The sequence below is a fragment of the Salmonella sp. 2020_1459 genome (assembly GCF_043847915.1).
GTDB classification, from domain to species: domain Bacteria; phylum Pseudomonadota; class Gammaproteobacteria; order Enterobacterales; family Enterobacteriaceae; genus Salmonella; species Salmonella enterica.
Genome location: NZ_JBCMFA010000004.1, coordinates 334072 through 346767, shown reverse-complemented (window position 1 = coordinate 346767; position 12696 = coordinate 334072). Strand labels below are relative to the sequence as shown.

Sequence of the window (12696 nt, the reverse complement as noted above, 5' to 3'; positions counted from 1 at the left end):
GACAGACTTATTGGTCGAAGCAACTTCAGCTTCTGGCTTCTCTTTTCAATCGCTCATCTGATGAAAACTCTTTCCCGGAGCACATTAGTGAGAAACAGGATGTGGTGAAACCCAATGTCCATAGATATAGTCAGTCACTTCACAAATATCCGCCTCAGGGCAGATATCTTTAACCATTCATCCGGCTTCGACCAACTTAATTACGGCGATGTTCTGATGCTCAGTAAGACGGACTTTACGCATAGAGATTCCTTCGTCAGCAGATCGATTACGTGATCTCTAAATGTGAGTAGCACGATTATGTGGGATACGTACAAAAAAGTTAAACTAACTGCCAGTAATATGAGTACCTGGTATAAGAATGTATACGGGTATTTTGCTGCTGAAATATAATAATGGGAGGGATTACGAATAAACAGGACGTATGGGAGAGAAAGGGTATAAAGGTAAAATGCTTGCAGTATCTAATAGATAACAATGAAAAATCAGGTAACTGAGAAACTATTCAGTGTTTAGGTTAATGTGACATTAAGTCATTCAGCCGCTACAGCACATTATCAGGATAATTTCGTCTGGATAAAACGAAGGAGTGAATCACCACAGGTTTAACAGACGCCACTGAGTCATTTAAAATGACTTAAAGAGAGGAGCCCATGAGCGGTAAACGTTATCCCGAAGCGTTTAAAATTAAAGTGGTAAAACAGGTTATTGAGCGCGGCCATTCTGTTTCCAGCGTCGCAACACGTCTTGATATTACTATCCATAGTCTTTACGCCTGGATAAAGCCGCCACATTCACGACGGCATCATGTTGACCTGAATCTGACGGGGCATACAGGCAGTTCTGGCTGGAATCGGGCTGTGTTTATGGTTATCGCAAGATCTGTCTCGATCTGCTGGATATAGGGAACAATGCGGTGTAAACAAAGTCTGGTGGTTGATGCAACGTGTGGAGATAAAGGCTCAGGTCGGATACCGAAGTCCACGGGCGCGTGGCGATTCATTTTATTGAGGTCAGTAGAGGCAAATTGGCGGAAGATCACAGGAGTCGAACCTGCCCGGGACCGCTGGCGGCCCCAACTGGATTTGAAGTCCAGCCGCCTCACCGGAGACGACGATCTTCCGCGCCTCGATTGCTACATGGAGGCGCGCGCATTATAGCTACTTCCTGGCGTTTCCACATCCCCTCCCGTGCTTTTTTAACTTCCCTTTCCTTCTGCCATGATCGGTTTCATATAAACCCCCATAAAATCCATTAGTTACATTTCATCACACTTTTTGGCGCTACCCTGATCACAGAAAACAAGAATCGTAATTTGATAACCAAATAACGGAATATTCACGCTCGCAGGGAAGGTTTACAAAAACTGTAACCGGTATCAGTGAGCGTTGTGAGCGTTAAGGATGCGTAATGAAAAGTGAAATTCTCTCCGTTAAGGAGAAGATTGGCTATGGTATGGGCGATGCCGCGAGCCACATCATCTTTGATAACGTCATGTTATATATGATGTTCTTCTATACCGATATTTTCGGCATTCCCGCTGGTTTTGTCGGCACCATGTTTTTACTGGCGCGTGCGCTTGATGCCATCTCCGACCCTTGCATGGGCCTGCTGGCCGACCGTACCCGCTCTCGCTGGGGCAAATTCCGACCCTGGGTGCTGTTTGGCGCGTTGCCGTTTGGTATCGTTTGTGTGCTGGCTTATAGCACGCCGGATCTCAGTCTGAACGGCAAAATGATTTATGCCGCCATCACCTACACGTTGCTCACCCTTCTGTACACTGTGGTCAACATCCCTTACTGCGCGTTGGGGGGTGTAATAACCAATGACCCAACGCAGCGTATCTCCCTGCAATCCTGGCGCTTTGTGCTGGCAACGGCGGGCGGAATGCTCTCTACCGTACTGATGATGCCTCTGGTGAAACTGATTGGCGGCGAGAATAAGGCGCTGGGCTTCCAGGGGGGTATCGCGGCGCTCTCGGTGGTGGCGTTCCTGATGCTGGCGTTCTGCTTTTTTACCACCAAAGAGCGCGTTGAAGCGCCTGCCACCCATACCTCCATGCGTGAAGACCTGCGTGATATCTGGCACAACGACCAGTGGCGCATAGTCGGCCTGCTCACCATCCTGAATATTCTGGCGGTATGCGTGCGCGGCGGGGCGATGATGTATTACGTCACCTGGATATTGGGCAAGCCGGGCGTGTTTGTCGCCTTCCTCACCACCTATTGCGTCGGCAACCTGATTGGCTCGGCGCTGGCAAAACCGTTGACCGACTGGAAATGCAAAGTGAGCGTTTTCTGTTGGACCAACGCTTTACTCGCAGTAATCAGCGTGGCGATGTTCTTCGTACCGATGCACGCCACGATCGCTATGTTCGTCTTTATCTTCGTGATTGGCGTGTTGCACCAGTTAGTCACGCCTATCCAGTGGGTGATGATGTCTGACACCGTCGACTATGGCGAATGGTGTAACGGCAAACGCCTGACGGGGATCAGTTTTGCCGGCACGTTGTTCGTGCTGAAACTGGGTCTTGCCCTCGGCGGGGCGCTGATTGGCTGGATGCTGGCAGGCGGCGGTTACGACGCGGCGGCGAAAACGCAAAACAGCGCCACGATCAGCATCATCATCGCTCTGTTCACTATCGTTCCGGCCATCTGTTATCTGCTGAGCGCCGCGATCGCTAAACGCTACTACACCCTGAAAAGCCCGTTCCTGAAAACCATTCTGGAACAACTGGCGCAGGGCGCACACCGCAACGAACAAGAATTTACCCATAAAGAATTGCAGAACTAAAGGAACAGACTATGAAAATTAGCGACGGAAACTGGCTGATCCAGCCTGGCCTTAATTTGATTCACCCGGTTCAGGTGTTCGACGTTGAACAGCACGGGAATGAGATGGTGGTCTATGCCGCGCCGCGCGATGTCCGCGAACGAACCTGGCAACTGGATACCCCGTTGTTTACCCTGCGCTTTTTCTCGCCGCAGGAAGGAGTGATAGGTGTACGGATGGAACACTTCCAGGGCGCTTTGGATAACGGCCCACATTATCCGCTCAATGTCTTGCAAGATATCAACGTGGAGATGCAGAACAACGCCGAATTTGCCGAACTCAAGAGCGGCAGCCTGAGCGTGCGCGTCACCAAAGGCGAGCTCTGGTCTCTGGATTTTCTGCGCAACGGTGTACGTATCACCGGTAGCCAGTTGAAGAATAACGGCTATGTGCAGGACACCAATAGCGGGCGCAACTACATGTTCGAGCGTCTGGATCTCGGCGTGGGCGAAACCGTCTACGGGCTTGGCGAGCGTTTTACCGCGCTGGTGCGTAACGGTCAGACGGTGGAGACCTGGAACCGCGACGGCGGCACCAGCACCGAGCAATCGTACAAGAATATCCCGTTCTATATCACCAACCGTGGCTACGGTGTGCTGGTGAATCATCCGCAGTGCGTGTCGTTTGAAATTGGCTCCGAGAAAGTCTCCAAAGTTCAGTTCAGCGTCGAGAGCGAGTATCTGGAATACTTCGTCATCGACGGCCCGACCCCGAAAGACGTGCTGAACCGCTATACCCAATTTACGGGTCGTCCGGCGCTGCCGCCCGCCTGGTCGTTTGGCCTGTGGCTGACCACCTCATTCACCACCAACTACGACGAAGCGACCGTTAACAGTTTTATCGACGGTATGGCCGAGCGCAATCTGCCGCTGCACGTCTTCCACTTCGACTGTTTCTGGATGAAGGCCTTCCAGTGGTGCGATTTTGAATGGGACCCGGTGACTTTCCCCGATCCGAAAGGGATGATTCGCCGCCTGAAAGCGAAAGGGCTGAAAGTCTGCGTGTGGATTAACCCCTACATCGGCCAGAAATCCCCGGTTTTCCAGGAGCTGAAAGAGAAAGGGTATTTACTTAAACGCCCGGACGGCTCCTTGTGGCAGTGGGATAAATGGCAGCCGGGACTGGCGATTTACGACTTCACCAACCCGCAAGCCTGCGAATGGTATGCCGACAAGCTGAAGGGCCTGGTGGAGATGGGAGTGGACTGCTTCAAAACTGACTTCGGCGAACGCATTCCAACGGATGTGCAGTGGTTTGATGGTTCAGATCCACAGAAAATGCACAACCATTATGCCTACATCTACAACGAACTGGTGTGGAACGTGCTGAAAGAGACCGTGGGCGTTGAAGAGGCGGTGCTGTTCGCCCGTTCCGCCTCGGTGGGCGCGCAACAGTTCCCGGTGCACTGGGGCGGCGACTGCTACGCCAACTACGAATCGATGGCGGAAAGCCTGCGCGGCGGGCTGTCCATCGGCCTGTCAGGGTTTGGCTTCTGGAGTCATGATATTGGCGGATTCGAGAATACCGCGCCGGCGCATGTCTACAAGCGTTGGTGCGCATTCGGCTTGCTCTCCAGCCACAGCCGCCTGCACGGTAGCAAATCCTACCGGGTTCCGTGGGCCTATGACGACGAGTCCTGTGACGTGGTGCGCTTCTTCACCGAACAGAAGTGCCGGATGATGCCGTATCTGTATCGGGAAGCGGCGCGCGCCAACGAAGCCGGTACGCCAATGATGCGGGCGATGATGCTGGAGTTCCCGGACGATCCGGCGTGTGATTATCTTGATCGCCAGTACATGCTGGGAGATGCGGTCATGGTAGCGCCGGTATTTAGTGAAGCGGGCGACGTGGAGTTCTACCTGCCAGAAGGCCGCTGGACGCACCTGTGGCGCAACGATGAAGTGCAGGGCAGTCGCTGGCATAAACAGCAGCATGACTTCCTGAGCCTGCCAGTGTATGTGCGTGACAATACACTACTGGCGCTGGGCAACAATAGCCAGAAGCCCGATTACGCCTGGCATGAGGGTACGGCCTTCCAGTTATTCCATCTGGATGACGGCTGCGAAGCGGTCTGCGAAGTCCCTGCTACGGATGGTTCGACAATCTTTACGCTGCAGGCGAAACGCACAGGCAATACCATTACGGTGAGCGGCGAAGGCGAGGCGCGCAACTGGACGCTGTGTCTGCGTAATATTACGCAGATTAGCGGTACCAAATGCGGTTCATATGCGGGAAGTGAACTGGGCGTAGTGGTCACCCCGCAGGGAAATGAAGTGGTAATTACGCTTTAAATCTGAATCGCCGGATGGCGCCGTGAGCTGCGCTTATCCGGCCTACAAATGAGCAAGAACCGTAAGCCCGGTAAGCGCCATCGCCACCGGGCAAGCCCTCAATTACAGCGCTGGCTCCGTTGACGTAACTTCCCCGCCGGACACCACGCCCGCTTGCATCGTCTGTGTTATCTGCTGCTTTTGTGCGTTGACCGCGTGTAATTGCCCGTTTACCGTCGGTTTCAACGGCGCATCGGCCTGAATATTGCCGCTGGCTGTGAGCTGAATATTGCCATCGCCAGCAATCGGTAATGCCGGCCAGCCCCACTGTTGTAGCACATCCATTGGTACGCCGCGTCCGTTCAGGCTGATTTGCGTCTGACGCTGCGGCAGTTGCGATACGCTGGCAGTGGCTTCCAGTATCCCTTTTCCAGTAAACGCGCTCAGATCGCTGATGTTGACCGTGCTGGCATTAGCCGTCAACGACAGCGACGGGCGGCGCACGTCCACACGGTTAAAGGTTGCCGCTGCGGCGTTGAGGGTCGCATTGCCGCTCCAGACGCCCCATTGATGATGTTGTACCAGCTCCAGGTTTGCGCCGTAGCCGTCCAGGGCGGTGATTTGCCACGGGAAGGCCGGGTCGATATCAATCACCAGATTGCGGCTGGCGCTGAATTTTTTCAGCGTCAGGCTGTTCAACCAGTCGGGCAACGGCTTCATCCATAACTGCTTCCAGTTTTCCGGCAGCGTATACTCCAGCCCGGCGATAGCGGTATCGTCCAGAATAAGCGCTTTGCCTTCGCGTAACCAGGCGCCGGAAGTTCTGACCATACCGCCTTCCCAGCGGGTGGTGAACTGGCGTAGCGCAACGCCCTGTGGTGAAAATTCGGCGTTCAGGATTGGATCGAGCAAGTGCAGTGAGCCGTAAATAAACTCGCTGGCGTTCATCGATAATTTACCTTCCTGACTTTGCCAGTCTTCTTTGCGCAGAGTCAGATTGCGCAAACTCAGGTCAAGATCGGTGACTGCCCAGTCTGGTCCTTGCAGGCTGGAGTCCGTCACTTCAAGACGACCAATCTGCAAAGATGGAACCGTAGTCAGCGGCGCGAAAAACTCGCTCAGGGATTTATCGCTTTGTAACCGAATATCATTCAGCCGCAGATTTTCAACGACCCAACTACCATCAGCGTTACGTCGGGCGACGCCGGTTAACGCTCCGCGCGCCATATCGGCGCCGACGGTGTTTAACATCACCTGATTATGGTCGATACTGCCTTCAATAAGCACATTAGTGGCGGGAACGTCGTTTAACGTCAGCGAACCGGCGCTCAGTTGGATCTGGGCTTTATTGCCCAATACCCGACCGGCTTCGGGGCGCCAGGGCATAACGCCGCCGTTAACGCGCTGGGCGCTCAACCGCCATTCGCTGCCGGGACTATTGAGCGCCATATTGCGAAGTTGCAGGCGGTCGGCCTCAAACGGGAAAGGGGCGGTTTGCACTGAAATATTCAGCGTGCCGTCCTGTAACAGAATCGTGTCGACATGCAGCGGCGCGGTTAACTGGCGAATGCTCAGACCGATATCTACGGTTTTCGCGACCAGGGTAGCAGGCTGACCATCACGACCAAAGGTCACATTCTCCAGTAAAAGATGGGATGGGGCGGAAAAACGATGATCCATCACGTCGAATGTGAGGTGATAGCCGCTGTTCTCTGATACCCAGTTGCTGACATGATCTGCGCCCCAGCGCGTTTGCAGCAGAAAATAAAAGCCGAAAATCACCACTAAACAGGCGATCAGCACGTAGAGAAGCAACCTCCCAATCAATTTCATGGTCTTCCATCCCGTGAAATGTACATAGGGGATTTATGCACGATTTGCGTGCAATCCTCAAGACAGGAATGGTGAAAGAGCGTTACAGCAGCGGCGAATCGTGTCGCCGCCGCAGGGTTTTTACGGTTTTTCCGGCGGGAGAATCAGGTTCAGCACGATAGCCGTGATGCCGCCAGCGGCAATTCCGGATGAGAGCAGATTTTTCACCCATTCCGGCGCGAACTGCAGGATCTGCGGCTGTTGCGAAACGCCAAGACCCACGGCCAGCGACAGGGCGATGATCAGAATCGCGCGGCGGTTCAGCGGCTCACGCGAGACAATACGCACCCCGGAGGCGGCAATGGTGCCGAACATCACTAACGTGGCGCCGCCGAGCACCGGTTCCGGGATATGCTGCACAAAACCGCTTACCGCCGGGAACAGGCCGAGCACAATCAGCATCAGCGCGACGACAAATCCCACATAGCGACTGGCGACGCCGGTCAACTGAATGACGCCGTTGTTCTGACCGAAACAGGAATTAGGGAACGTATTAAATACCGCTGAAACAAATGAGTTCAGGCCGTTAGCCAGTACGCCGCCCTTTAGCCGTTTCATGTACAAGGGGCCGGATACCGGCTGCTCGGAGACATCAGAGGTGGCGGTGATGTCGCCGATGGTCTCCAGCGACGTAATCATAAAGACCAGCATCAACGGCAGTAACAGGTTCCAGTCAATGCCCAGACCATAATACAGCGGGGTCGGCACCATCAGGATGTCCTGTGAGACCGGCGCGTTATTCTCAGGCAACATGCCCATAAACCAGGCCAAAAGATAGCCTGCCGCCATGGCAATAACCAAAGAAGCCACGCGCAGGTAGGGATTACGCTGCCGATTCAGCAGGATAATAATGGCCAGGACGACGCCGGCCAGCAGCAGGTTTTTCGGTGCGCCAAAGGTGTTGTCGCTCATGGCGGCATAGCCGCCGCCGATGGAGGTTAGCCCCACCTGAATCAGCGACAGGCCAATAATCATCACCACTACGCCGGAGACTAACGGCGTGATAATCCGGCGCGCCAGATGTAGAATGCGAGAAAGCACCATCTCGGTGCAGCTTGCCAGCATCAGCGTGCCGAACAGCGCCGCCATCATCGTCGGGACGTCCGCGCCGCCGGTTTTCAGCGCGGTACCGCCCATAATCAGCGGGGCGACAAAGTTAAAACTGGTTCCCTGGACGGATAACAGCCCCGATCCTACCGGCCCCCACGCTTTGATTTGAATAATAGAGGCTACGCCGGAGGCGAACAGCGACATGCTGATAATGTGCTGCGTATCCTGCGCCGGTAAACCCAACGCCTGGCAGATTAACAGCGCTGGCGTGATTACCGCGACAAACATGGCCAGCAGATGCTGACAAGCGGCAAAAAGGGTTTGAGGGAGCGGCGGGCGATCTTCAAGACGGTAAATTAATTCGCTGTTTTGCGTCTGCGCAACCGGTTGCGCATCTGCCGGCTCGATGGCGTTAACGGACATCAGGGACATTCTCGTGGTGGAAAAGCGGTGATTTTATCTGACCAGATGGTAAAAGCAAACGATTGCGAGCGAATATTCTTAATATTTAAAAAAGATAAATGCACCTTTTTATATAACTTTTTGCCTTTTTCTGCTTAAAATCCATGCCGAAGACTCGCAAAGAGCTAAAAAACTGACTCAGGAAATGATTTGTGCGCACGTGTCACAGCGCACTACAGGAGCTTTAAATGTTTGAACTCGATACCTTATCGACCCTTGTCGCCGCCACGCTGGTGCTGCTACTGGGTCGCAAGCTGGTCCAGTCTGTCTCCTTACTGAAGAAATATACGATTCCGGAGCCGGTGGCAGGGGGGTTACTGGTCGCGGTTGCTCTGCTTGTGCTGAAAAAAAGCGTCGGTTGGGAAGTCAACTTTGATATGACCCTGCGCGATCCGTTGATGCTGGCGTTTTTCGCGACGATCGGCCTTAACGCTAACCTTGCCAGCCTGCGCAAGGGGGGACGCGTTGTTGGCGTCTTCCTGGTCGTCGTGGTCGGATTACTGCTGATGCAGAATGCCATCGGTATCGGCATGGCGAGTCTGTTGGGGCTGGACCCGTTAATGGGGCTGATTGCCGGGTCAATTACGCTGTCCGGCGGACACGGTACCGGCGCGGCGTGGAGTAAACTGTTTGTCGAACGTTATGGTTTTGCCAATGCCACCGAAGTTGCGATGGCATGTGCAACCTTTGGCCTGGTGCTGGGCGGGTTGATTGGCGGCCCGGTAGCGCGTTATCTGGTGAAACACTCCACCACGCCGGATGGAATGCCTGACGATCAGGCCGTGCCGACAGCCTTTGAAAAGTCGGATGTGGGCCGTATGATCACCTCTCTGGTGCTAATCGAAACCATCGCCCTGATTGCTATCTGTCTGACCGTGGGCAAAATCGTAGCGCAGCTACTGGCGGGAACGGTGCTTGAACTGCCGGTCTTCGTTTGTGTGCTATTTGTTGGGGTGATCCTCAGCAATGGCCTGGCGCTGGTGGGTTTTTATCGCGTATTTGAGCGTGCTGTTTCGGTGCTGGGGAACGTGAGTCTGTCACTGTTCCTGGCAATGGCGCTGATGAGCCTGAAGCTGTGGGAACTGGCGTCGCTGGCGCTGCCGATGCTGGCGATTCTGGTGGTACAGACCATCTTCATGGCGCTGTACGCGATCTTCGTCACCTGGCGCATGATGGGGAAAAACTACGATGCGGCGGTGCTGGCGGCGGGTCACTGCGGTTTTGGCCTGGGCGCAACGCCGACCGCCATTGCTAATATGCAGGCGATTACCGACCGTTTTGGCCCCTCGCATATGGCGTTCCTGGTGGTGCCGATGGTCGGCGCGTTCTTTATCGATATCGTCAATGCGTTGGTGATCAAGCTGTACCTGATGTTACCGATTTTCGCGCAATAAGGGTTTGTACGGCGGCATTAAAGCCGCCGTGCTCACTAGGCGTTGGAATAACGTTCGGTTTCCGGCATCCAGCGCTCAATCAGCGCTTGTGCCTGCTGCGGATAACGTTCGTGAATATGACGGGCAATACGCTGAACTTCGGGGATCATGGCTTGATCGCGCAGCAAATCAGCTACTTTAAATTCGGCGTTACCCGTCTGGCGCGTGCCCAGTAATTCCCCCGGGCCGCGAATCTCTAAATCTTTTTGTGCAATCACAAAGCCGTCGTTGCTGTCGCGCAATACCTGTAAACGCTTCTGCGCCGTTTTCGACAACGGCGATTTATAGAGCAGCACGCAGTGCGACGCGACCGCGCCACGGCCAACGCGTCCTCTGAGCTGGTGTAACTGCGCCAGGCCCAGTCGCTCCGGGTTTTCAATAATCATCAGGCTAGCGTTAGGAACATCGACCCCCACCTCAATCACCGTAGTGGCGACCAGCAGTTGCAGTTCGCCCTGCTTAAAGGCCTGCATCACCGCCTGTTTTTCGGCGGGCTTCATGCGGCCGTGTACCAGGCCGATATTCAACTCCGGTAACGCCAGCTTGAGCTCCTCCCAGGTGGCTTCCGCCGCCTGCGCTTCCAGCAGGTCTGACTCTTCAATCAGCGTACAGACCCAGTAGGCCTGACGGCCTTCGGTTGTGCAGGCGTTGCGCACACGATCAATGATTTCATGGCGACGGGTATCCGGAATCGCAACGGTAGTGACAGGGGTACGGCCCGGCGGTAGCTCGTCAATCACCGAGGTATCGAGATCGGCGTAGGCAGTCATCGCCAGGGTGCGAGGAATGGGCGTTGCGGTCATAATCAACTGATGCGGATGAAAGCCCTGCTGCTGGCCTTTTTCCCACAATGCCAGCCGCTGGTGGACGCCAAAGCGGTGCTGCTCATCGATAATGACCAGCGCCAGCCCGTTAAACTGCACCTGTTCCTGAAAGATAGCGTGGGTGCCGACAATCATCTGCACCTGACCGCTGGCAATAGCCTCTTGCTGCGCCTGACGCGCTTTACCTTTTTGCTTACCGGCCAGCCAACCCACTTCAACGCCCAACGGTTCGAACCAGTTGCGGAAATTATTTGCGTGCTGTTCAGCCAGCAGTTCGGTCGGCGCCATCAGCGCCACCTGCTTACCGTGGGCAATAGCGCGCAAGGCGGCAAGCGCCGCAACCAACGTTTTACCGGAACCCACGTCGCCCTGAACCAGACGCATCATCGGCACATCCAGCGCCATATCACGTTCGATCTCTGCTACCACCCGCGCCTGCGCGCTGGTGGGTTTAAACGGCAACGACGCCAGCAGCTTGTCTTTCAATATGTTGTTGGTACTTAGCGGCTGAGCGTGATAACGCTGCGCGCCTGCGCGAAGCGCCAGCATACTGAGATTATGCGCCAGTAGCTCTTCAAGAATAAGCCGCCGCTGCGCCGGGTGTTTGCCGGTTTCTAAATCGGCGAGCTGGAGCGTCGGCGGCGGGCGATGCAAGGTACGTAGCGCCTCCGGCAGGCTCATCATACCATGCGCCAGTTCCGGCGGCAGTAGTTCGGCAATGGCGCAGGTGTCGAGCAACTCCAGCGCCTGATCGGTAAGCTTGCGCAGTGTCGCTTGCTTCACGCCCTCGGTGGTCGGATAGACGGGGGTGAGCGTTTCCTGAAGTTCCGGCGTGCTGAGATCGCCCTGCAGGCGATATTCCGGATGGATCATCTCTGCGCCATACTTGCCGCGCTTCGCTTCCCCGTAGGCCAGCACACGTCGTCCCGTCGCCAGGCTGTTTTTCATCGCTGCGTTAAAATTGAAAAAGCGCATGGTAAGAATGCCGGAACCGTCGCTAATCTGGCAGGTCATCATCCGACGACCACCGAAAGTGATGTTACAGTTCAGCACTTCGCCTTCAACGGTGGCGTAGATGCCAGGTAGCAGTTCGCCAATGGGGTAGAGATGTGTACGGTCTTCGTAACGCAGAGGGAGGTGAAGCAGGAGGTCCTGCACGGTATGCAGGCCAATTTTCGCCAGTTTACTGCTTTGCGCTGCGCCGACGCCTGTCAGGGAATTGAGCGGAACAGCGTCTAACAAGCGGCCTGACATGGTGATTACCCTGCCGCCTGCATCGTCGCCCACCAGTCAGCATCGGCGTCGATTTCGCCCTGCTGATTGACGCGAGGATAAGGCAGACCTTTACGTTTAGCGACTTTCGCCAGCACCGGATAACCACCCTCAAACAGCAGGCGCTGCTGTTCATCTTCCGGCAACATGCTATTTTCACGCAGATACATGCCCGCGTTCTGCCGCTGGCGCTGGGCTTCATAAAGAATGAGCGCGGAGGCGACGGAAACATTCAGCGACTGTACCATGCCGATCATAGGAATGATGATATCCCGATCCGCCAGGTCTAATGCTTCCTGAGTAATACCGGTTTTCTCCTGACCCATCAGAATACAGGTCGGGCGCGTGTAATCAATCTCGCGAAAGTCTACGGCTTTATCAGAAAGATGGGTTGCCAGAATCTGCATTCCCCGTCCTTTCAAATGGGCTACCGCATCGCCAATGGTACGGTGAGTTTTCACCTGTACCCAACTGTTGCTGCCCGCCGCCGCGGAAGCCATGGTGCGCATCCGGCTACCTGGCCAGATAGCATGGACTTCATGGACGCCAACGGCATCTGCGGTACGAATGATTGCAGAAACGTTATGAGGTTTGTGGACTTGCTCCATGCAGACCGTGAGATCAGGCTGACGCCTGGCGAGCATTTCGCATATACGCGCATAACGTTTTGGATTCATAGCG

7 protein-coding genes, 1 tRNA gene and 1 pseudogene are annotated in these 12696 nt (G+C 54.9%); 4 read left to right on the top strand and 5 right to left on the bottom strand.

Going from position 1 to position 12696, the window contains the following annotated elements; all coding sequences use genetic code 11:
- Positions 1 to 653: 653 nt before the first annotated feature.
- Positions 654 to 993 (top strand): annotated as a pseudogene (locus ACH0VJ_RS13460) (transposase); the annotation flags it as partial.
- Between the two features lie 35 nt (positions 994 to 1028).
- Here ACH0VJ_RS13460 and ACH0VJ_RS13455 read toward each other — a convergent pair.
- Positions 1029 to 1123, bottom strand: a tRNA-Sec gene (locus tag ACH0VJ_RS13455).
- A 287-nt stretch (positions 1124 to 1410) separates the two neighbouring features.
- Between ACH0VJ_RS13455 and ACH0VJ_RS13450 the strand changes: the two genes are divergently transcribed.
- The gene (locus ACH0VJ_RS13450; protein ID WP_000834256.1) at positions 1411 to 2793 is read left to right on the top strand and encodes a glycoside-pentoside-hexuronide family transporter; all 1383 of its coding nucleotides are present in this window, start codon (positions 1411 to 1413) and stop codon (positions 2791 to 2793) included.
- An 11-nt stretch (positions 2794 to 2804) separates the two neighbouring features.
- Positions 2805 to 5123 carry an alpha-xylosidase gene (yicI, locus tag ACH0VJ_RS13445; RefSeq protein ID WP_000703003.1) on the top strand — a complete coding sequence of 773 codons (2319 nt, stop codon included), beginning with the start codon at positions 2805 to 2807 and terminating at the stop codon, positions 5121 to 5123.
- Positions 5124 to 5225: 102 nt separating this feature from the next.
- Here yicI and ACH0VJ_RS13440 read toward each other — a convergent pair whose 3' ends face one another.
- Positions 5226 to 6935 (bottom strand): AsmA family protein, encoded by a 1710-nt coding sequence (locus tag ACH0VJ_RS13440; RefSeq protein ID WP_000766665.1) that lies wholly within the window; start codon positions 6933 to 6935, stop codon positions 5226 to 5228.
- Positions 6936 to 7055: 120 nt separating this feature from the next.
- Positions 7056 to 8447, bottom strand: a complete 1392-nt coding sequence (xanP, locus tag ACH0VJ_RS13435) for a xanthine/proton symporter XanP (RefSeq protein ID WP_079833521.1) — start codon at positions 8445 to 8447, stop codon at positions 7056 to 7058.
- 227 nt (positions 8448 to 8674) lie between these two features.
- Between xanP and gltS the strand changes: the two genes are divergently transcribed.
- Complete coding sequence (gene gltS / locus ACH0VJ_RS13430; RefSeq protein WP_395193035.1) at positions 8675 to 9880, top strand: sodium/glutamate symporter; 1206 nt, start codon at positions 8675 to 8677, stop codon at positions 9878 to 9880.
- Between the two features lie 35 nt (positions 9881 to 9915).
- On the opposite strand, the gene recG is transcribed toward gltS, so the two are convergent.
- Both recG and trmH read right to left on the bottom strand, forming a co-directional pair.
- Positions 9916 to 11997: an ATP-dependent DNA helicase RecG gene (gene recG, locus ACH0VJ_RS13425; protein WP_000016742.1), complete on the bottom strand. Its 2082-nt coding sequence runs from the start codon at positions 11995 to 11997 to the stop codon at positions 9916 to 9918.
- Between the two features lie 5 nt (positions 11998 to 12002).
- Positions 12003 to 12692 carry a tRNA (guanosine(18)-2'-O)-methyltransferase TrmH gene (gene trmH, locus ACH0VJ_RS13420; RefSeq protein WP_001068436.1) on the bottom strand — a complete coding sequence of 230 codons (690 nt, stop codon included), beginning with the start codon at positions 12690 to 12692 and terminating at the stop codon, positions 12003 to 12005.
- Between the last annotated feature and the right edge of the window lie 4 nt (positions 12693 to 12696).